21 protein-coding genes are annotated in these 22,415 nt (G+C 33.6%); 18 read left to right on the top strand and 3 right to left on the bottom strand.

Going from position 1 to position 22,415, the window contains the following annotated elements:
- The first annotated feature begins 3 nt into the window (after positions 1 to 3).
- The 4 genes from rpoD (at position 4) to rfbD (ending at position 3,758) form a co-directional block, all read left to right on the top strand.
- Complete coding sequence (gene rpoD, locus A2G56_RS03680; RefSeq protein ID WP_062709204.1) at positions 4 to 1,116, top strand: RNA polymerase sigma factor RpoD; 1,113 nt, start codon at positions 4 to 6, stop codon at positions 1,114 to 1,116.
- Positions 1,117 to 1,568: 452 nt separating this feature from the next.
- Entirely contained in the window at positions 1,569 to 1,907 is a 339-nt protein-coding gene (locus tag A2G56_RS03675; RefSeq protein WP_062709203.1) for a metal-sulfur cluster assembly factor, read from the top strand.
- A gap of 16 nt (positions 1,908 to 1,923) precedes the next feature.
- Complete coding sequence (locus A2G56_RS03670) at positions 1,924 to 2,850, top strand: glycosyltransferase family 2 protein (protein ID WP_062709200.1); 927 nt, start codon at positions 1,924 to 1,926, stop codon at positions 2,848 to 2,850.
- A 56-nt stretch (positions 2,851 to 2,906) separates the two neighbouring features.
- Complete coding sequence (rfbD, locus tag A2G56_RS03665; RefSeq protein WP_062709197.1) at positions 2,907 to 3,758, top strand: dTDP-4-dehydrorhamnose reductase; 852 nt, start codon at positions 2,907 to 2,909, stop codon at positions 3,756 to 3,758.
- 288 nt (positions 3,759 to 4,046) lie between these two features.
- On the opposite strand, the gene tnpB is transcribed toward rfbD, so the two are convergent.
- The 3 genes from tnpB to A2G56_RS03655 all read right to left on the bottom strand — a co-directional run bounded on the left by tnpB (position 4,047) and on the right by A2G56_RS03655 (position 8,034).
- A complete protein-coding gene (gene tnpB / locus A2G56_RS11035) occupies positions 4,047 to 4,151 on the bottom strand; it encodes an IS66 family insertion sequence element accessory protein TnpB (RefSeq protein WP_250636776.1) in 105 nt (34 codons plus the stop codon).
- Between the two features lie 230 nt (positions 4,152 to 4,381).
- Positions 4,382 to 6,805, bottom strand: coding sequence for an LTA synthase family protein (locus tag A2G56_RS03660; protein ID WP_062709183.1), 2,424 nt, complete (start codon positions 6,803 to 6,805; stop codon positions 4,382 to 4,384).
- A 221-nt stretch (positions 6,806 to 7,026) separates the two neighbouring features.
- Positions 7,027 to 8,034, bottom strand: a complete 1,008-nt coding sequence (locus tag A2G56_RS03655; protein WP_172793781.1) for an IS30 family transposase — start codon at positions 8,032 to 8,034, stop codon at positions 7,027 to 7,029.
- A gap of 172 nt (positions 8,035 to 8,206) precedes the next feature.
- Here A2G56_RS03655 and cps2T point away from each other — a divergent pair, with 172 nt between their 5' ends.
- Genes cps2T through A2G56_RS03585 form a run of 14 tightly spaced genes read left to right on the top strand, consistent with a single transcriptional unit; the run spans position 8,207 to position 22,392 of the window.
- Positions 8,207 to 9,358 (top strand): beta 1-4 rhamnosyltransferase Cps2T, encoded by a 1,152-nt coding sequence (gene cps2T, locus A2G56_RS03650; protein WP_062709176.1) that lies wholly within the window; start codon positions 8,207 to 8,209, stop codon positions 9,356 to 9,358.
- Positions 9,348 to 10,322 (top strand): glycosyltransferase family 2 protein, encoded by a 975-nt coding sequence (locus A2G56_RS03645; protein ID WP_062709172.1) that lies wholly within the window; start codon positions 9,348 to 9,350, stop codon positions 10,320 to 10,322. Before cps2T ends, A2G56_RS03645 begins: the two co-directional genes overlap by 11 nt.
- Positions 10,288 to 11,013, top strand: coding sequence for a glycosyltransferase family 2 protein (locus A2G56_RS03640; protein ID WP_062709169.1), 726 nt, complete (start codon positions 10,288 to 10,290; stop codon positions 11,011 to 11,013). Before A2G56_RS03645 ends, A2G56_RS03640 begins: the two co-directional genes overlap by 35 nt.
- The gene (locus A2G56_RS03635) at positions 11,013 to 11,357 is read left to right on the top strand and encodes a DUF2304 domain-containing protein (RefSeq protein ID WP_062709166.1); all 345 of its coding nucleotides are present in this window, start codon (positions 11,013 to 11,015) and stop codon (positions 11,355 to 11,357) included. The genes A2G56_RS03640 and A2G56_RS03635 overlap by 1 nt, the downstream gene beginning before the upstream one ends.
- Positions 11,357 to 13,120, top strand: a complete 1,764-nt coding sequence (locus tag A2G56_RS03630) for a hypothetical protein (RefSeq protein ID WP_062709164.1) — start codon at positions 11,357 to 11,359, stop codon at positions 13,118 to 13,120. The genes A2G56_RS03635 and A2G56_RS03630 overlap by 1 nt, the downstream gene beginning before the upstream one ends.
- A gap of 16 nt (positions 13,121 to 13,136) precedes the next feature.
- On the top strand, positions 13,137 to 13,961 hold the full coding sequence (locus tag A2G56_RS03625) for a LicD family protein (protein WP_062709161.1): 825 nt from the start codon (positions 13,137 to 13,139) through the stop codon (positions 13,959 to 13,961).
- A gap of 2 nt (positions 13,962 to 13,963) precedes the next feature.
- Positions 13,964 to 14,686 (top strand): IspD/TarI family cytidylyltransferase, encoded by a 723-nt coding sequence (locus A2G56_RS03620; RefSeq protein WP_062709158.1) that lies wholly within the window; start codon positions 13,964 to 13,966, stop codon positions 14,684 to 14,686.
- 2 nt (positions 14,687 to 14,688) lie between these two features.
- On the top strand, positions 14,689 to 15,744 hold the full coding sequence (locus A2G56_RS03615) for an NAD-dependent epimerase/dehydratase family protein (protein ID WP_062709155.1): 1,056 nt from the start codon (positions 14,689 to 14,691) through the stop codon (positions 15,742 to 15,744).
- A gap of 3 nt (positions 15,745 to 15,747) precedes the next feature.
- Complete coding sequence (locus A2G56_RS03610; protein WP_062709152.1) at positions 15,748 to 16,692, top strand: glycosyltransferase; 945 nt, start codon at positions 15,748 to 15,750, stop codon at positions 16,690 to 16,692.
- A gap of 7 nt (positions 16,693 to 16,699) precedes the next feature.
- On the top strand, positions 16,700 to 17,638 hold the full coding sequence (locus A2G56_RS03605) for a glycosyltransferase (RefSeq protein WP_062709149.1): 939 nt from the start codon (positions 16,700 to 16,702) through the stop codon (positions 17,636 to 17,638).
- A gap of 15 nt (positions 17,639 to 17,653) precedes the next feature.
- Positions 17,654 to 19,006, top strand: a complete 1,353-nt coding sequence (locus A2G56_RS03600) for a DUF2142 domain-containing protein (RefSeq protein ID WP_062709146.1) — start codon at positions 17,654 to 17,656, stop codon at positions 19,004 to 19,006.
- A 2-nt stretch (positions 19,007 to 19,008) separates the two neighbouring features.
- Complete coding sequence (locus A2G56_RS03595) at positions 19,009 to 20,430, top strand: oligosaccharide flippase family protein (RefSeq protein ID WP_062709144.1); 1,422 nt, start codon at positions 19,009 to 19,011, stop codon at positions 20,428 to 20,430.
- Positions 20,427 to 21,263, top strand: coding sequence for a glycosyltransferase (locus tag A2G56_RS03590; RefSeq protein WP_062709140.1), 837 nt, complete (start codon positions 20,427 to 20,429; stop codon positions 21,261 to 21,263). Before A2G56_RS03595 ends, A2G56_RS03590 begins: the two co-directional genes overlap by 4 nt.
- Positions 21,250 to 22,392 (top strand): glycosyltransferase family 4 protein, encoded by a 1,143-nt coding sequence (locus A2G56_RS03585; RefSeq protein ID WP_062709137.1) that lies wholly within the window; start codon positions 21,250 to 21,252, stop codon positions 22,390 to 22,392. Before A2G56_RS03590 ends, A2G56_RS03585 begins: the two co-directional genes overlap by 14 nt.
- The last annotated feature ends 23 nt before the right edge of the window (positions 22,393 to 22,415 follow it).

Below are 22,415 nucleotides of genomic sequence, written 5' to 3'. Positions count from 1 at the left end.
ATTATGGCAGAAAAAACCAAAGAAATAACAACTTTTAACGTTCAAGTTGCTGATTTTATTCGCAATCATAAGCAAGCGGGGACTGCCGTCGATACAGAAGTTACTGAAAAATTAGTTATTCCCTTTAGTTTAGACGCTGATCAAATAGATGATCTTTTGGAGCGTTTGACAGATGGTGGAATTGCTATTACAGATAAGGATGGCAATCCATCTACTAAGTACGTTGTTGAAGCACCAAAACCGGAAGAATTAACCGATGAGGAACTTCTTGGTAGTAATTCAGCAAAAGTAAATGACCCAGTGCGTATGTATTTAAAAGAGATTGGTGTTGTGCCTCTTTTGACGAATGAGGAAGAAAAAGCACTGGCTATTGCTGTTGAAAATGGTGACCTTCAAGCCAAACAACGCCTTGCTGAAGCTAACCTACGTCTGGTGGTTTCGATTGCTAAACGTTATGTTGGACGTGGCATGCAATTCTTGGATTTGATTCAAGAAGGTAACATGGGGTTGATGAAAGCAGTTGATAAATTTGACTATTCAAAAGGTTTTAAGTTTTCAACTTATGCCACTTGGTGGATTCGTCAAGCTATTACACGTGCTATCGCAGACCAAGCTCGTACCATTCGTATTCCAGTACACATGGTTGAAACTATCAACAAGCTTGTGCGTGAACAACGCAATCTCTTACAAGAATTAGGACAAGATCCAACCCCAGAACAAATTGCGGAACGCATGGATATGACTCCTGATAAAGTTCGTGAAATTCTTAAAATTGCTCAAGAACCAGTCTCTCTTGAAACCCCTATTGGTGAGGAAGATGATAGTCATCTAGGTGATTTTATTGAGGATGAAGTTATTGAAAACCCAGTTGATTACACAACGCGTGTGGTGCTACGCGAGCAGTTGGATGACGTTCTTGATACATTAACAGATCGTGAGGAAAATGTTCTTCGCCTTCGTTTTGGTTTGGACGATGGGAAAATGCGCACACTTGAAGATGTTGGTAAAGTTTTTAACGTTACTCGTGAACGTATCCGTCAAATTGAAGCTAAAGCTCTACGCAAACTTCGTCATCCAAGCCGCAGCAAACAACTTAAAGACTTTATGGAGGACTAAAATACCATAGTGTGGTGTTTTAATACACTGCAAAAGCCTAAGACCAGAGCAATTCTCTTGAGGATTACCTAGTTTTATCTGTTTTAAAATAGGTGAAAGAGCGCCTTTACTAGATATTTTAGCCATCTCTATTACAATTAATATGCAGTGAGTGCTCGTTCATGTATAGGGAGTACCAGTGTTTCACCTAAAAATGAGGACTAGGCTAACAACTTACCAGTAGGGCTAATCAAAGCCCGACTAGGCTTACGAAATGAGACAAGTCAATGAACAAACTGTCGTAGGTAACCAGAGTAATTCGGCCTGCTTTCTAGTATTTGTTAGAGATTGAATTGTCTTTGAATTATTCGCTAGAGTAGGGTTGCGTTTTTCAAGTCTTGGATGGAATGTGATTGCTAGTTTGAAACGAGTTATTTTTGCTAATGCATCATAGTCATAGTGAAAGGAAAAAAATGTCAGAAGTTATCAACTATACAGAAGAAGAAATTGCTAACATTAAAGAGCGTATCTTCGAATCACTTGAAGAAGTCATTGATCCTGAGCTTGGTATTGATATTATTAATCTTGGTTTGATTTATGAGATTCATTTTGAACAAGATGGTAAAACGCAAATTGACATGACTTTAACGACGATGGGATGTCCTTTGGCTGATCTTATTACAGATCAAATCTATGATGTCTTAACATCAGTTCCAGAAGTGAGAGATCCAAAAGTTCGTTTAGTATGGACACCAGCCTGGTCAGTAGATCGTTTGAGCCGCTATGCGAGAATAGCATTAGGGATTCGATAAAAAAGGAGGAAGAATTGTGAAAACACTTAGTATAGTAGTGCCGTGCTATAATGAGGAAGTGACAATTCTTCCTTTTTTAACAGCAATGCAAAAGGTGGAAAAGTCGCTAGGGAATGAGTTGATCTTTGACTATTGTTTTATTAACGATGGGTCTGCAGATGCTACACTTGATATATTAAGGGAAATATCCCAAAAGTATATTAATGTCCATTATTTGTCCCTTTCCAGAAATTTTGGGAAAGAGGCTGCCTTATTAGCAGGACTAGAAGAGGTTAAAGGTGACTTTGTCACAGTAATGGATGTTGATTTGCAGGATCCTCCTGAACTACTTGTAGAGATGTACGTTAAAATTAGAGAAGGTTATGATGTTGTTGGGAATCGAAGAGTTGACCGCAAAGGGGAGCCGGCTTTAAGATCATTTTTTGCGAGAACTTTTTATTGGTTGATTAACCGTATTTCTAGTACTGAGATGGTTGATGGCGCTAGAGATTTTCGCTTGATGACTCGTCAAGTGGTTGATAGTATCTTAGAACTCGGAGAAGTGAATCGTTTTTCTAAAGGATTGTTCTCATGGGTTGGTTATGATGTAACATATATTTCCTTTGAAAATCGTGAACGCGTTGCAGGGGAAACATCTTGGTCTTTTTGGAGTTTATTGAAGTATTCGATAGATGGTTTTATAAACTTTTCGGAGGCTCCTTTATCCTTAGCTGTCTGGACTGGCTCAGGTTCCTTTATATTATCTATTTTAGCTATGTTTTTTATCATTATTAGACGTTTAGTCTTTGGCGATCCCGTGGCAGGCTGGGCAAGTCTAGTTACCATTATACTTTTTATAGGTGGTGTGCAATTATTATCCCTTGGTGTTATTGGAAAATACATTGCTAAGATTTTTCTAGAAACTAAGAAACGTCCTATTTATATTGTCAAAGAAAAAGGGTGAAATAAAACCCTTTTTTTGATATACTTTGTTACAGAATAGAACCAAGGAGAATGACAATGATTTTAATTACTGGTGCCAATGGACAGTTGGGAACGGAACTTCGTTACTTATTAGATGAACGTAATGAGGAATACGTGGCAGTTGATGTCGCTGAAATGGACATTACTGATGAAGCAAAAGTTGAAGAAGTGTTCAAGCAAGTCAACCCCACTTTGGTCTATCATTGCGCTGCCTATACTGCGGTTGATGCTGCGGAAGATGAAGGAAAAGAACTCAATTACGCTATTAATGTAACTGGTACAGAAAATGTTGCTAAAGTTGCTGCTAAACATGATGCTACCTTAGTCTATATTTCAACAGACTATGTTTTCGATGGTGAAAAACCAGTCGGACAAGAATGGCTTGAAACAGACACGCCAGATCCAAAGACTGAGTATGGACGGACTAAACGTTTAGGAGAAGAAGCTGTCGAAAAATATGCTAAGAACTTCTACATCATTCGTACGGCATGGGTATTCGGTAATTATGGTAAGAACTTTGTCTTTACCATGCAAGAATTAGCGAAGAAGCATCCCCGCTTGACAGTGGTAAATGATCAGCATGGTCGTCCAACCTGGACTCGTACCTTGGCCGAATTTATGACTTACTTGGCTGAAAATCGTAAAGAGTTTGGTTATTATCATCTATCAAATGATGCTAACCAAGATACAACATGGTATGATTTTGCAGTGGAAATTTTGAAAGATGCAGACGTTGAAGTGGCGCCAGTTGATTCATCCGCCTTTCCAGCTAAAGCCAAGCGTCCTTTAAACTCAACAATGAGTCTAGAAAAAACGAAGGCAACTGGATTCATCATTCCAACATGGCAAGATGCTTTACAAGAGTTTTATAAACAAGGGAAAAAATAATATTAAAAATTAAGCGTTCAAGTACAAGGGATATTAAAAAATGGGGCTGGGCAAAAACTAGCTTTCGAATAAAAAACGGGCATCTCCAACTGTGGAAATGCCCGTTTTTTTTTGGGGGGGACAGAAGATATAGTATTTTGAATTAAGGTTGGTACATCATCGCTTTCGTCTTGCTCTACTCAAGTGCTGCCCGTATCTCAGTTCTTTGTCTCAAAGTTAATTCATTCAACTATAGTTTTTGCCCAGCCCCGTCACGGTTTTGATCTCTTTTTCAGTACTTGGCCAAGTTCATTGACCATTTTCAAAACGCTTATAGAGCAACCAAAATCCCTGACCATCCCAGTAAAGTGACTTGTAGCAATCCTTTTCGACCCCCGCAGAAGAGAAAGGCATAACCTGAGAAGGGATCTAACTCAAACTGACTTTTAACAAGAAAAGCGAGAGAGTCGATTCCCAGCCTTATATCTGTTGTTTTACCCTAGACAAGAAAGAGCTCTCCTAAATCATCGAGATGAATCGTCATAGAGCAATACTCTATCTAAGATTAGCTCCAACATTTCTTGATTGAGAGGATGACTAGATACCTTATTAGTAATCTCTCTTTAATGATTGCAAACCATAATTTACTCTAAGATTTCAAAAAAATCGGGATAATTTTTTAAATAGTTATTTCCTACTGTTAAATCATATTGTATTAGTTTCAAATCCTCTTGAGAAATTTTATTTACTTTATTTTCTTTATTTGGTAGTGCTTTGGTTAGAAGAGCATAATAAGGTGAAACTTTTGATTTTGTTACTTTAAACAGTAATGCAGGAAAATCATTCGAACGAACTTCCGAATAGTTAAGAATATTATTGTTTTTGTTATGATTTGACCAAATGAAGTAGTCAGTTTTTTGCTTGTTGTCTGGCTGCTTATCAAAAAAATTTGTAGGGTATAGCCCCGGAAGATGGTCACCATAAAATACAACTGTAATATCTTTTTTTTGAAATTGAAGTTTTTGCAAAAAATCTCTAGTGGCTTGATCAGTTTCAGATAATCTATCAGAATAATCTTTCAAGGCCGCATTCTCTACTTCTGAAAAATTATCCCCTGAAATATCAAAATCTTTCTGTGGTTTATGATAAGGGCCATGATTTTGCATTGTCAAACCGTAAATGAACTGAGATTGATTATGACTTAGTTCATTTAAAATATTGGCATAAGTCGCTTGATCACTTGGATAGGGGCCATAATTTTCATTGGTTAAGGTTTGAGTATCACCGCCAGAGAGCGCAACAAACTTATTGAATTGTAATTTCTTATAAACGGTTGCTCTATTGTAATTTTGCGCACCATTGAGATGAATAACAGTTCTATTTTTAGGGTCATAAAAATCACTGACTGAAGGTATTTTTTTCATTCTAGGTACAATTTCAGAATAGGCAACGGAGACATTATTGTCAAAATTAGTAAATGGGAGGCCTGTTAAAGATTGGAATTCCATATTGGCAGTTCCGCCACCATAACCATCTGAAATCATCTGTCCACCGGTGTGTCCTTGCATAACGGAGTTTATATATAGAATCGGAGATTGAGTAGCCTGAATACCTTTTAAACGAGTCGGATCAGATAAGCTTTCGCTAAGTACAAAAATTGTGGTTTGGTCATCTATTTTATTAGGTCTTTCTTTATTTAATTCTTTAGCATAGATATTATATTTTAAATAAATATTTTCGATGCTCGCTTGGGTGTATTTTTCGGGTTTTGGCATTTTTTGGACAGTTAGATTTTTTAACCAAACATAAGATAAGGATTGAAAACGAGCATTGGCGTTGATACCCAACCAGTTTATATCAAAAACATTAAAAACTGATGATGCTATTGGAATTTTTTTAGGGAATGGTTGATTATCTAAGTTTTTTAAATAGTAAATAGGTGAAATAAAACAAACAAGCAAGACTGAAGTCAACATTACTTGGATTCTAAAAGTTTTTATTATTTTTTCGGTGAAGAAATATTTTTGGGTCATCCAAATAATTGTGATAATGATAACAAGAAGAATAAAAGCTAGGATCAAAGTTGAAGATGAAATGTAATCTTTAAAAAATGTAATGTCTTTTAGCCAAGCTAAATCATAAGGTAAAAGCGGTTCTAATCTAGCTCTGTATTTTAAAGTATTAGCAACTGAAATGGTGGAACCCATTATAATGATGAACATTGTTGCGATCATATAACGATTTATTATGATATATAACAAACCAAAAATTACGGAAAAAATAATAATTTGAAAAATAGTAGCACCTGGAGTAATGAACAGATTATAATGGCTTCCAGTTTCTTTTATGGCAGATTGAATAGTGTAATTAAATATTACGGCGAGTGCAATACTTGTAGTAACTGCAAGTATGATACTTACTTTTTTCTTTTTTAAATCTCTTGTCGATTTTAATAGCAATAGGCTAACCCCAAAAAATAAGATATAAAAGCCAAGAATATAAGTAAAAATGTTATTTCTTATTTGAAAAAATGATTCAGAGTTAGTAGGTAGTAATGTATTTTCTTGAACTCTGCTAAGCATTTGATTCGAAGTGGTATAAAAGCTTGTTAAAAGTTGAGCTAGTACGTATGTATCCTTATATTTGCTTACAAAAAAACGTTTAGTGAATGAAAATTTTTGAAAAATAATTTTAGCTGCTACAGCGATAATCAAAATAATGCTCAAATAGATGAGACCATTACTTTGCAGAAAATCATCCGATGTCTTCCAATGAAAATCTGGATTATTTAGCTGTAAGGTCATTTCAATGAAATAAGCAGAGACAATAAAGAAAAGATAAAGAATAACGACTTTTATTAAAAATTTAGCATTTATTCTGACTGAATACAAAATACCGAGACAAACTGATAATAATAAGGGCCAATGGCTAGAAACAAAGTTAAACCTGTCAGTATGTAATGATACAAATTGATCGTATAAAATAATAGCAGATAGTAAGTAGCTTAATAGGAAACTGATGACTATATACAATGTTTTTTTTAGACTATTATTTGACGTTAAAAACATGATTATGACTCCATATTGTTGAAATTGATTTGTTTAGCTATTATATTACATTTATCGCTTTTTTTAAATATTTTAAAAATAAGAATTGTAACTAACATAAGAGAAATCTCTTTTTTCTGAAGGATTCAGAAAGTATTTTAAAAGAATTGCTTTCCAAAATTTCATTCCCCAGTTGTCAAGTTAAGTGCAATACAGTGTTCATCAGACTAAGTCAATGATTCTTATACTGTTTGAGCTAGCTCAAACAGTTTTTTAGAAGACTGATAGTTGTGTATTCTTCTTGGTTTATCATTAATAGCTTGGGTATACATCTCTAAGTCATCTAGAGTAAGTCCTTTAAGTGAGACTCCTTTTGGTATAAACTCTCTAAGTAAACCATTGAAGTTCTCATTTGTCCCACGTTCGTGAGATGAATAAGCATGTGCAAAGTAGATATCAACCCCCTCTAGGTCACTTAGTAAAGCAAATTCACTTCCATTATCAGCTGTTATTGATTTTATTGGATAGCTTTCCATGTAGTCTAAAACAGCCTGATTAACGTACTCAGCTCTCTTTTTAGGAAGTTTAATGGTGAGTGCAAAACGAGTCTGCCTCTCAACTAGAGTCATAATAGAAGGCTCTCCAGCAGTCTTTAAACCAAGAACAGAATCAATCTCCCAATGCCCAAAAGTTGAACGATCGTTGATATCACCTGGTCTCTTCTCAATAGAAGTTCCAAGGTATTTCTTAGTTGATGGCCGGCTCTTAGTCTTTTTACGAATGCGGACAACTTTAGGCAGGTCAATTGGTTTGATGTCTACTAAACCTTGGTAGATGTAATTGTAAAGTGTCTTGGTGCTGGGAACAACTTCCTCAGGATGCTCAAACTTATAAGAATCTACACTATGAATTCTGGGTTTAGCTTGCATAGCTTCTGTGTAAGCTAACAAGAAAGCTTCTGATACTTTCTCAAGTTTCAGATAGTAACTTCCTTTTCTACCCTCAGAATAACGAATCTGAGCAGTTTCTGCGACATATTGTTCGTAGTAAACTTTCTTTCCGTTGATCTGTTTAACTTGCCTGACAGTTCCACGCTTGAGTTCACGGTAGATGGTAGAGCGATTTCGCCTCAAACGTTTCGCAATTTCAGCTGGTTTCAATCCTTCTGAAAGATAGGCTTCCATTTTCCCACGTTCTGTTTCAGAAAGATGGTGATAGGTTTGTTTTGTGGTAGAATGATTAGTGGACATGATCATATTTCCTTTATACTTTGTTTGGCGACTTTAGTATATCAGAGGAACATGTCTTTTCTGTTGCACTTCATTTTACTATCGAGGATATTTTAGATGTGGGCAATTTCTGAAATAGCATTATTATTATGATATAATAAAATATGATTGTATCAAAAGGAATGGAGTTTTTATGCGCCATATTTTTATTATAGGAAGCAGAGGTTTGCCTGCTAAATATGGTGGCTTTGAAACCTTTGTTGAGGAATTAGTGACACATCAGACGAGTGATCAAATAAAATATCATGTTGCTTGTTTGAGTGATGAAAAGACAGGACAACATTTTGAGTATAAGGGTGCAGATTGCTATACTGTTAACCCACCTAAACTTGGTCCTGCCCGTGTTATTGCTTACGATATGATGGCTATTAATGATGCCCTTTCTTACATCAGGAAGCATCAAATCGAACAACCTATTTTTTACATTCTAGGAAACACTATTGGTCGGTTTATGAAGCCTTTTGCTAAAAAAATCAAAGCAGTTAATGGAAGGTTATTTGTCAATCCAGATGGTTTGGAATGGCGACGGACTAAATGGTCAAAGCCTGTTCAGCTATATTTAAAGCTGTCAGAAAAAGTAATGACACAAGTTGCAGATCTTATCATTGCTGATAATGAAGGTATTGAAAGTTATATTAAAGATGTCTATCCATGGAGTAAGACACGATTTATTGCCTATGGAACAGAGACCGCGCCTTCTTCCCTAACTAGTGATGATGCGCTTGTTAGATCTTTTTATGACAAGTGGCATACTAAAGAGGATGACTATTATCTCATTGTTGGCCGTTTTGTTCCTGAGAACAATTATGAAGCTATGCTGACAGAATTTATGGCAAGTCAAACAAAAAGAAAACTCATTATTATTTGTAACCATGAGGGCAATTCTTACTTTGATGAATTAGCTAAAAAAACCGATTTTCAGTCAGATCCTAGGATTCATTTTGTTGGCACTGTTTATGATAAGGCATTGTTGACCTATATTCGCGAATCAGCCTATGCTTATCTTCACGGACATGAGGTTGGTGGTACCAATCCAGGTCTACTTGAAGCTTTAGCTCATACTGATATTAACTTAGTTTTAGGCATTAGTTTTAATCAAAAAGTAGCTCAACAAACAGCCCTTTATTGGACAAAAGAAAAAGGAAGCTTGAGAAAACTCATTAATTCTGTAGAGGTTGAGGACTTTAGGTATCTAGGAAATCAGGCAAAGCATCATGTCAAATCCAACTATACGTGGAAAAAAATTGTGGGAGAATACGAGGAATTATTTCTAAATGAAAGTTAATATTGTCATGTCCACCTACAATGGGGAAAAATATTTAGCTGATCAAATAAAAAGTATTCAGGCGCAGACCTTTAAAGATTGGAATCTCTTAATCCGTGATGATGGTTCTAAAGATAACACAACCTCTATCATTAGGGAAATAGCTGAGAAAGATGACAGAATCCGTTTTATAAATGATGGTCAAAATGAGAACTACGGCGTTATTAAGAGTTTTTATCATTTGGTTAAATATGAATCCGCGGATTATTATTTCTTTAGCGACCAGGATGATGTTTGGTTACCTGAAAAACTGGAGATTACCTTAAAGAGAGCACAACAAGAAGTTCTAGAACGACCGTTGTTAGTTTATACGGATTTACGAGTAGTCAATGAAGATTTACAGATTCTTCAGGAAAGTATGATTAAAGCTCAATCCCACCATGCCAATACCGAATTAGTGCAGGAATTAACCGAAAATACAGTAACCGGTGGCACCATGATGATTAATAAAGCCTTAGCTGATAAATGGCAGGTTTACGAAAATCTGCTTATGCATGATTGGTATCTGGCTCTATTGGCCGCATCTCTGGGAAAGCTTGTTTATATAGATCAAGCCACACAACTCTATCGCCAGCATGAAGCTAATGTGCTGGGGGCGAGGACGGAAGATAAGAAGTTTAAGCTTCTTCGTTTAGGTCCAAAGGCTATATTTACAAAGTACTGGCAATTAATTCATGATTCACAAAAGCAGGCTATGACAATTTTAGACTTGTTCGGAAAGGATTTAGCTCTGAGAGATCGATTGTTAATTGAACATTTCTATGATATTGACCAGCAATCGATTTTCGAAAGATGCAAAAGATTAGCTATCCATGGTTATAGTAAGAACCAACTGAAACATAAAATAGTATTTAAAATTTTAATAGTAACGAATTGGTATAATAAAAAAAATGAAAAAAGTATTGATGATTATCCCTGCTTATAATGAGGAGGGGAATATTGAAAAAACAGTTAAAAGTATTATTGATTATCGTGAATCAAAAAAATTACCTTTTCAACTAGATTATTTGGTTGTAAATGATGGTTCAAAGGATTCAACTCCTAAAATTCTTGATCAGTTGCAGTTTAATCATGTTGATTTAGTTCAAAATTTAGGAATAGGTGGTTGCGTTCAAACAGGCTATATTTATGCTGTGAGAAACAATTATGATGTTGCTGTTCAGTTTGATGGAGATGGTCAGCATGATATAACTAGTATTGAAAATGTTGTTGGGCCTGTTTTAAAGGGTGATGCTGATTTTACCATTGGTTCACGCTTTGTTGATAAATCAATAGATAATTTTCAAACGACGGCTGCAAGACGCATGGGGATAAAACTAATTTCAAAAGCTATTAAGTTGATGACAGGGAAAAAGATTTATGATACAACGAGCGGGTACCGGGCAGCTTCTGCACCAGTAATAGCTTACTTGTCTAAACATTATCCAGTAGCCTACCCAGAGCCTGAGTCTTTGGCCCGTATTATTAAAAAAGGGTTTCGTGTCAAAGAGACGCATGCTAATATGTTTGAACGTTTAGAGGGAACATCAAGTATCAAGGCATTTAAAATTGTAACTTACATGCTAGATGTCTTGTTGTCAATCTTCATTGCAGGTCTTATGAAGGAGAGAGATTAATGTCATTATTTTTACAAGTAGAAATGTTTATATTGGCCTTAATGATTTTTTATTTCATCATTAGAATGGTCAATAAAAATGCTTTTTCAATAAGACGGGCGGCTCCATGGATCTTTGTTGGTCTGACAATTATTTTTATCAGTTTATTTCCTCAAGTAGTTTCGTTTGTGGCGCATAAAGCTGGTTTTGAATTAACGATGAACTTCTTACTCTTTGGTTCAATTTTATTTGTTTTTTTCTTAGAACTAGTAAATACGTCAAGTAATACCAAGAAAGATAATCAAATTAAAGAATTGATACAGGAAATATCATTGATGAAGAAAGAAATTGAGGATAAAGAATAATGAAAAGATACTTCTTTATTTGTCTATCATTTTTATTTTTTTTAGTAGTCGTTGGTAGTTCGGAAAATGTTTTCGCAGACGAAAATACAAATTACGATGTAAAAGTTCATTATCTTTATAATAATAATCCTATTTATAGCGTTCAAGTAGTTGCTAAAAACTATGATTTGGTTCAAAAAAAATTAACTACTGGAAAGTTCACCAAATCTGACTTTGAGCATTTTTCGATTTCAAAGTTAAAAGCAAATTATACAGTTAAGGGGCATAAAGTTATTATTAATGACAAAATAGCCTTCGGAAAAAATATATCTTTAACAAAGGAAGAAGCTTTTTTTGTTATCGCAGAACTTTATAAAAATAATCTAGATTTTCTAGACTACATCAATGAATTTGGACCTCAGGTAATCTTAAGAAATCCCGAGAATAAGAAGTATAAATTTACCAATAAAAAAGGTTTATCAATAGGTAAGATTCAAGAGGGGGTGACAGTATTCGTATCATCGGTTGATCCTAAAGATATCATCATAAAAGACATTAATAAGAATCAAGATGTATACATGGGCAATACGCAGAAACTCTCAGGTATTACACTTACTTCTGATCATAAGAGTTCGACCACTGTTGATGGCCTATCTGTTGACTACGGTCAAACAGTGACCTATAAAATTCCTATAAAACATTTAGATACAATGTATATAGATGTTTCACCTAACTTTGTAATTGAGTCAATTAACTATCCTTATGAACAAAGTTACCAGATTAATCCAGTTCAAAAAGGAGAAAGAGGAAAATTAACTGGTGGGACATCATTAAATGTTGTTGACAATATTCTTGATTACAAAATCGACGAGGAAGATAGGAAAAGCGACCGATTGGTTGAAATTGCTAAAAAATTGTCAAAACTTCAGTCAATTTATAGATTAAAAGTTGATTTGACCGGTAGAAGTCATGATTACCTAGAAATAAAAGGGCATGTTACTGCAAAAGCTCAATATCAAATAAAAACTCAGATATCAAATGATACTAGAACTGAAGTTTTCAGCGAAACTTATGATGTGTTCAATTCCAAATTACAACAAGGAATTTTTGTAAACGATGGCAAAAAATTTTACGAAACTCCTCAATTATCTAGTTATAACATTAATTTTGCCATGTACGACTCGCATAACAATACTTTGACCACTGGTGGAAAATATGTTTTAGGTAAAATCGATAAACATAACAATTTTTACGTATATAGTGGGGCTAATAACGGAAAACCAAAATGGATAAAACAAAGTGTCAAATTCAATGAAAGATTAATTACTTCTAAGAAAGAGAGTATGGTGATTAAGGGGAATAATAATTACTATATTGATGGTCAGAAACAATCTTTTGAACTTGATACATCAGTTTGGGATTTCAATGCAAAGAAGCAAAAGAAAATGTTTAAGTCATTATTTTCCATAAATGGTTTATCGAGTTATTATAAGTATGTTTTATATCAAGTAGGAGTCCCTGACAATTATAAATTAAAAATTCAACCAATCATTTTTAAAGTAAGTGAAGAAAGCGAAAAAAAAGCTCAATTTTCGAATTATCAAATAAATGGAGATATTTTGGGTATGGAATACAATGAAAATGAGTATAATGCACTTTCTTTGAATCCTAAAAATAAAAAGGTAAACAGAATACCAAATCCATATGTGATGACTGTTCTTGGCATTTCAATAATTGTTTTAATTGCATCAACAATATTAACACTTTTATTGAAAATAAAATAAATAGTTAGGGTATAGAATGAAAAAAATGACAAATGAGGAAATCAGGAAAGTTCAGCTAGATATGATGGACTACTTAGATGATTTCGCTAGAAAAAATAATATTGAGTATTCATTGGGGGGAGGGAGTCTCCTTGGAGCAATTCGTCATAAGGGCTTTATTCCTTGGGATGATGATATTGATATTATGCTCGAAAGAAGTCAGTATGAGAAATTGATTTCTGCTCTGATAAATGATGATAATCCTGACTATAAACTGTTACATTATTCAACAGAAAAAGCTTTATTGCCTTTTGCAAAATTTTATAGCACCAAAACGATAATGCAAAGTAAAACAGATAAGATGCATCCATGGACGGGATTATTCATAGATATTTTTCCAATGGATCAAACGCCGGAATCACCAGAAGAACGAGCAAAATTTTTTAAAGAAGTTCACTCTTCAACAGAAAATTTAATTAGTACTTCTTTTCCAGAATATGCCAGTGGTTCAAATGCATTATTTGCTTTTGCTCGACTGTTTTTACGTTTTCCACGATTTTTAAAATATCGTGGGAAAACAAAAGAAGTAGCTATAAAGACGGATAAGGTTATGCAGAAATATAATGGTTCGGATGCCCCTTATGTTGGTTTCATAGATTCCAGATACCGTTTGAAAGAGTATTTTCCTAAGGAAATATTCGATGAATTTGAAGATGTTGAATTTGAACATCTGATAACTCGTAAAATAAAAAATCATCATGCTTATTTAAATCATCTCTACGGAAGTTCGTATATGGAACTTCCACCTGAGAGTAAACGTCGAAGTCATGATTATTACACATGGTATTGGAAGGAGGACTAACGATGAATATTGGTGTTATTTTTGCTGGAGGTGTTGGTACCCGTATGCGCTCAAAAGGCAAACCTAAGCAATTTTTAGAGGTACATGGGAAGCCTATTATTGTTCATACCTTGGAAATATTTGAGCAGTGCTCCGCAATCGATGCCACAATAGTGGTTTGTGTCAGTGACTGGCTGGATTATATGGAGACCCTAATCCCTAAGTTTAATTTAAAAAAAGTTAGAGCAATTGTTCCAGGGGGGAAAACTGGGCAACTATCTATTTTCAATGGCTTAGAAGCGGCGGAAAAAATAGCGACGAGTGATGAAGATATTGTGTTGATACATGATGGCGTTCGTCCGTTAATTAATGTTGAAACACTGGAATTAAACGTTCAAACCGTTAAGGAGACTGGCTCAGCTATTACATCGGTTGCTGCCAAAGAAACGGTTGTTTTAATTAATGAAGATCGATTTATCGATGAAGTTGTCGATCGGACAAGATCTTATATTGCTAAAGCGCCTCAGAGTTTTTATTTGAAAGATATTTTAGAAGTAGAACGTGATGCTATTTCTAAGGGAATTGTAGATGCAATTGATTCTAGTACATTAATGGGGATGTACCAAAAGCCTTTGACGATTGTAGAAGGTCCTTATGAAAATATTAAAATTACGACCCCAGACGACTTTTATACCTTTAAAGCTCTCTTTGATGCTCGAGAAAATGCTCAAATATTTGGAATTTAGATATGATTAATTATAGTAATAAGATTGTTCAAAGTGACATGCAGCAAATAACAGCAGCTACCTATATTGAGTGGCAAAAACTTTATGGTAAAACAGTTTTAATAACTGGTGTTAATGGGATGTTGGCTACATATATGGTCTATGTACTTGCCTATTTAAACGAATACTATGATGCAGATATTACTATTTTAGCAACTGCACGTAATTTAAAAAAAGCTAAAGAACGCTTTTTGGGACTTGAAGGTCATTACCATTTTGAACTCATAGAATATGATGTTAACAATCCTTTTGCTTACGATGGTCCTGTCGATTATATTGTTCATGCTGCCAGCAATGCCAGTCCTAGATTTATCCTTAATGACCCAGTTGGTATCATTAAAGCGAATACTATTGGAACGATGAACTTGTTAGAGTTTGCCAAGGATAAGAATGTAACAAATTTCTTATTTTTATCAACAAGGGAAATTTATGGAAAATCCATAGAAGACAATATTGATGAGCAAGCATACGGGGCCTTTGACATTTTGGAAAGCAGAGCTTGTTATCCTGAAAGCAAGCGTATGGCTGAAACAATGATGCAGTCATATTATGATCAATTTGGCATTCCATTTACAATTGCCAGATTGGCTCATTCTTACGGACCAGGAATGGAACTGGTTAACGACGGCCGTATTATGAGCGACTTATTAAATAATGTTGTAAGACGTGAAGACATAGTATTGAAAAGCGACGGAAGTGCAGAAAGAGCTTTTTGCTATCTATCAGATGCCATTACAGGATTATTCACAGTTCTTTTGAATGGTGACAATGGACAAGCTTATAATATTGCAAACGAAGAATCTCCAATAATGATACGTGATCTGGCACAATTATTATTAAGCTATTTTCCAGAACGCCATCTAAATCTCGTTTTCGATATTCCAAAGGAAATAGGCAAGGGGTACAGTAAAATGGGACGTACAAAACTTGATACTAGCAAGTTAGAGTTATTAGGATGGAAAAAAGACGTTTCACTAGAAGTGGGAATAAAAAAAACAATTGAAAGTTTTGAGGCATAAATCATGGTAAAAACGGCAGTGTTAATGGCTACTTTTAATGGACAATCCTTTATTACAGACCAATTAGATTCAATTCGTCAGCAGACATTAGCACCTGATTATGTATTGATACGAGATGACGGATCAACCGATAATACGCTCGAAACGATTGAAAATTATATTAAGAAGCATCAACTTCATAATTGGAAAATTATTAGAAATGAAAAAAATTTAGGGTGGAGACTCAATTTTAGACAGCTACTTGAGGATGCTAAAAATTTAGATGTGGATTATCTTTTCTTTAGCGACCAGGATGACGTATGGTATTTGGATAAGAATGAGAAACAAATTTCTGAAATGATAGCAAATCCTGATATTAGCGTATTGAGTGGTGATATTGATATTAATGTTATTTCAACTAATGCTAGTGTTCCTAAACAATTTCAATTTGAAAAAACGAAGGTAATTTCAATATATCCAAAAATACTTTCTTATAAAACATATAGGCCAGGATGGACATTATGTTTTAAAAAATCATTTTCTGATACAGCCCTTAAACATTGGCAATCGGGTGATAATATTTCCCATGATAACCTTTTTTCAATTGCAGCAGCAATATTAGGTAAAGCAGCCAATTTGAATACTAGCGTAGGAATTCACAGACGTTACGAAAATAATGCTAGTGGAAATGCAAAGTATATTTTTAATATAAAATCAACTAAGGAAAAGCATATTGAGGGGTTGTATGTGTTTTATAGATTTTATGAAACGGTTAATAATATATATGGTGATTATAATAACAAAATGGATCAAAATTTGAAGAAGACCGTTTCATTTTATAAGAACAGATATGAAGTGGCTAAAGCAAACAATACATTAAAAAATTTAGTCTTCATATTTAAAAATTTCTATCGGTACAATAACTTAAGTGCGTTACTCAGAGATTTTATTTTCTCATTTAAAAAGTAAGGAAAAAATGGTAAAAACAGCAGTACTAATGGCAACTTATAATGGGCAGTCGTTTATTACAGAACAACTTGATTCTATTAGGCAACAAACCTTAAAGCCTGATTACGTTTTGATACGTGACGACTGTTCAACCGATGATACGATTAAGGTTGTAAACGATTATATCTCTAAATATAACTTAAATGGATGGACTATCAATAAAAATAACTCTAATCTAAACTGGCGATTAAATTTCCGAGAACTTCTCAGGGATTCACGACATTTGGATGTTGATTATCTTTTTTTTAGTGATCAAGATGACACTTGGTACTTAGATAAGAATAAAACTCAAGTCGATACTATGGATAAAAATAAGAATATCACGGTTCTCAGTGGTGATATTGAAGTTGAAACTATAGGTTCGGATGCTACAATTCCTCAAAATTTCCAGTTTGACGATGCTCAAAATGTCATTTCGAAATACCCAGAAGATATGACTTATCATAATTATCGTCAGGGATGGACTTTTTGTATTCGTAAAAATTTTGCAGATCTCGTAATAGACAACTATCTAGATAATCATGTTTTATCTCATGATAATTTAATGACTGGAATTTCGGGGGTTTTGGGAAGTGGCTATAATCTCAATAAACCTGTTGGTTTGCATAAAAGACATGGTGGAAATGCTAGCGGTAATCTGTTGAATATTAAGAGTTCTAGAAATCATCATTTGCAAGACCTTACTCATGTCTCTAGTTACTATCAAATATTATTAGCAATTCTGGAAAAAAAAAATCATAAAAATTGTGATTTAGCAAAGGCTTATCTAAATTTTGCACTGGAAAGATTAGAAAACGCTGAAAAAAGAAACTGGATACGGACAATCAAACAAGTGATGACTCAAAAAAAATATTATGATAATTTTTCCAATCGGATGAGAGATATAGTATTTCTTTTTAAAAAATAGTATGTAGGAGTTTATATGAAAAAGATATTTAATATCTTTAAAGACAAAAAATTACATAAGGTTTATATAACTTTAGCTATCACTTTAGGGACGATTTTTAGTCTCTTCATGCCATTTTTTAATGAGCCAGATGGTCAATATCATTTAGCCGTATCAGGGATGGTTACAGATTCGATTATAGATGCTTCACAGTATAATGAGTACAAAGTTGATTCAGGAATGTTTAGACAATCTGAATTCTATAAAAATGGAACACGCTTAGAAACTTATTATTTTAATAGAGGCAGTTTTGTGGAAAAAGACAAAGTTCCACGAAATATTAGATTGTCATACTTTGACTTTACATTTTGGGGGCATCTTGTACCAGGAATTGGACTTTTTCTTGGGAAACATATATATCCATCTATGGGAGTTATGATAACAACTGCTCGATTTTTATCAACTATTGTTAATAGTACGATTATTTATTTTGTGATCAAAAAGGTAAAAAAAGGGAAACTTCTTTTTTGTTTAGTTTTTTTGAGTCCAGTAGTAATTAATTCTTTCGCAAGCTTATCGTACGATTCTACCGGATTTGTAGCGGTAGGGTTATTCTTAATGTTAGTCATAAATACGGTTGTTGATGGGTGTATTAATTCCAATAAGAGAGTCCAGTTTTTATTGTCGACCTTGCTCATTTTATTCGGCGCAAAATGGAATTACTGGTTATTCATATTATTTTGGCCAGTTCTTGAATTTACCTATACCGATTATTTCAAAAATATAAGGTTAAAAGTTTACGATAAAGCGAATGTAAATTCATGGTCTAAAAAAAATAAAATTCTAGCTTTGGTACTGGGTTTTCTTCTTACTTCCTTGGTATTAATAATACTAACCAGAAATCACGGGGGTATTTTCCGGGTTTTGCAGAGATATTTAATGACATTTGGTTATAATTATTCTGGATCAGAATTATTATCAAACGATATTTCATCATGGTTAGTTGCGCCGTATCCTAGTCAAAACTATATGCCAGTTTGGATTACTGCGGTTTGGTACTTGTTTTTTTTCTTAGTCATTTTTATGGAACAGAAATTTGTTAAACGTAAAGTCATTGGTTTGTTATCTTTTCTTTTCTTTATTGTTGGTGTCTTAGGTGTTTACTATACGATGTTAAGTTACAATGACGCTAGAACTAGTTATATTGAGGGTGTGCAAGGCAGATATTTTACTCCAACCTTATTACTTCTCCAAATAACAGCATCTAGCATGAAGCCTCGTTTAAATAGGTACGGCCGACAAATTGTTCCTGTTTTATTATTTGTCTTAATTATAGTAACAAATTTATTACTGATTTTTGATACTACCGTAGGTTTAATTATGAGGTAAACATGAAGCTTGTAAAAAATATGTTTTATAATGCCAGCTATCAAATATTGGCACTAATATTACCATTGTTAACAGTTCCATATGTTTCAAGGGTTTTGTCACCAGAAGGAATAGGGATTAATGCGTACACTAATTCAATAGTAACCTACTTTAGTTTGGCAGGAGCGCTTGGAATTGCTTTATATGGTAATAGAGAAATTGCTTTCGTTCAGAAAGATAGATATCAAAGAAGTAAAGTTTTTTGGGAACTTGTCTTATTAAAGTTTTTATCAACAGGATTGGCCTCCCTTTGTTTTTTAATTTTTATTTCAAGTATTAATAAATGGCATTCTTATTTTCTTCTTCAAGGATTGAATCTTTTGGCAGTGATGTTTGATATTTCATGGTATTTCCAAGGTGTAGAGGATTTTAAAAAAATTGTCATTAGAAATACAATAGTTAAGTTTACAACAGTAGCTTTAACTTTTATATTAATCAATGATAAAAATGATTTAGGCATTTACATTTTCTTGATAACCTTTTCAATGCTTCTTGGGAATCTAACTGTTTGGCCATTTTTAAAAAATGAAATACAAAAAATTGCTTTAAGTGAGCTTGAAGTAACAAAACATTTATTACCTACAATTCAGCTTTTTCTACCACAGATTACAATGCAGATATATCTTTCTTTAAATAAAAGTATGCTCGGATCTATGGATTCAGTTATTAGTGCTGGTTTTTTTGATCAGTCCGACAAAATAGTAAGAATATTGTTTACAATTGTTTCTGCACTAGGCGGTGTCTTTTTACCAAGACTGTCAAGTTTATTTTCTGAGGGCAAAAAAATTGAAGCTAAAAGATTATTGTTGAAATTAATCGATTTAAGTAACGCTATTTCATTACTTATGATAGGGGGCATCATTGGGGTATCGTCGACCTTTGCTATTTATTTCTTTGGTAAAGACTATGCTCCTGTAGGTCCTTTAATGGCAGTACAATCAATTATGATTTTATTTATCTCATACGGTAATGCGCTGGGAACACAGTACTTGTTGGCTTCTAAAAGAACTAAACCCTACACTCTTTCAGCAGTTGCTGGTTTAATTACAAATATAATCTTAAACATTATTTTAATTCCTGTATGGGGTGCTATGGGAGCAACCGTTTCTACAGTTATTACTGAATTTATTGTATCCTTATATCAGGCAATATCTTTAAGAGACACATTTACTTTTAAAGAATTGACAAAAGGTCTTTGGAAATATGCTGCTGGGGCTATAATTGTAGCTGCCACCCTACATTCATTACGTAGTGTTTTACCAATAAATTTAATAGGATTCATCATAAAAGGATTGGTAGGCAGTGGAATTTATATTATTATAATACTATTACTTAAAGCCCCTATTTTTGAATTGATTAGAGAGTTTAGAAAGAAATCACGATGAAACTACTAGCAGGAATTGTCACTTTTAATCCAGATATAAATCGACTTCAAGAAAACTTTGAGGCTATTTTACCGCAGGTTGATAAAGTGATTATTGTTGATAATGGATCTTCAAATTTAGTTAATATTCAAGAGAGATGTTCCCAAGCGGAAGTTATTCCATTGTATAGCAACAAAGGAATTGCAGCTGCTTTAAATGTCATAGGAAATTATGCTATTGATTATCAGTACGACTGGTTTTTAACCTTGGATCAGGATACGGTTGTTGAAAGTAATTTGATTTCTATTTATAAATCCTATATAAATTTACCAAACGTTGGGACATTATCATGTCTATACCATGACTTGAATCAAGAGAAACCAAAATTTACTGAAGCCGATTATCAAGAAATGAAGTATGTTATTACATCAGCCTCTTTTATGAAAACAGAAGCTTTTAAACATTCAAATAAATTTGATGAATGGATGTTTATTGACATGGTTGATTTTGATATTAATTTTGAATTTCAACGATTAGGTTATAAAATTTATCGTATTAATCAGATTGGTTTTATTCATGAAGTTGGTGAATCATCAACATTTAATTTTATGGGCAGAATTATTTATACTTCGAACCATTCTGCAATTAGGAAATATTATAGGGTGAGGAATTCTATTTATTTATATAAAAAATATGGGAAGAATTCAGAAACGGTAAATTTTTTAATCCAGTGTAGAGATGAATTTGTTAAGATATTTCTATTCGAAAAAAATAAAGTTAAAAAGTTATCTGCAATGATTAAAGGGTTAAAAGATGGTATTTTGGCTGAGGTAACTAAAAATGAAAGCAAATAAAATTGTTATTTTCTCTGGCTTTTACTTACCATTTTTAGGTGGAGTAGAACGTTTTACAGAAAAGTTAACGAAATATCTTGTGAAATCAGGATATCAAATTATTGTTGTCGTTTCGAAACATGATGATAAACTGGCTAGTATTGAAGAGAATGATGCGATTAAAATTTATCGTTTACCAAGTTATTCTCTATTTAAAATGCGATATCCGATTTTAAATCATAATTCAGAGTTTAAAAAGCTTATGGTGGAATTGGAAAATGAATCAGTTGATCATGTTATTTGTAATACACGTTTTCAATTAACGACAACTCTAGGAGTGCGTTTTGCAAATAAAAAAGGTATTTCACCTCTTATTATTGATCACGGTAGTAGCCACTTTACAGTGGGAAATAGATTTTTAGATTTTTTTGGTGCAATATATGAACATCTTCTAACTTCTTATTTAAAGCATTTTTGTAATGATTTTTATGCTGTTTCTGAACGTAGTCGTGAGTGGTTAAATCATTTTGGGATTGAAGGTAAGGGTGTTATCTACAATTCAGTTGATTCTGATTTATTTGAAATATTCTCAACCAAAAGTTTTTCTTCAGATTTAGATAATAAACTAGTCATTACCTATGCAGGTAGAATTATTCGAGAAAAAGGTATTGAGATCTTACTTCAAGCTTATTCAGAGATTCCTGAGTCTCCTGATAAAATATTAATGGTTGCGGGTGATGGTCCAATTTTAGAAGAACTAAAAGAGACTTACCAACGGTCTGACATACATTTTCTAGGGAAATTAGACTTTGAACAAACGATGTCATTAATGAACCAGACAGATATTTTTGTATATCCTTCGATGTTTCCAGAAGGCCTACCAACATCTATTTTAGAAGCTGGTAGTTTGAAATCCGCTGTTATTGCAACAGATCGAGGTGGTACAAGAGAAGTTATTAGTGATCCGAGTTTAGGAATCATTATTGAAGAGAACAAAGAATCACTGCATAAAGCATTAGTGAAATTGATTTCGGACGAAACGCTTCGAACGACTATGCAAGAAAGGCTATTTGTTCGTGTTCGCAAACATTTTGTATGGTCAGAGACTGTAAAACAACTTATTAGTATTTTAAATCTTAACCGATACTAGTAATTCAGTCTTTGATTTAGTTG

The sequence above is a fragment of the Streptococcus halotolerans genome (assembly GCF_001598035.1).
In the GTDB taxonomy this organism is placed as follows: Bacteria; Bacillota; Bacilli; order Lactobacillales; family Streptococcaceae; genus Streptococcus; species Streptococcus halotolerans.
The sequence above is the reverse complement of the archived record's forward strand: the minus strand, read 5'-3'. Positions and strand labels throughout refer to the sequence as shown.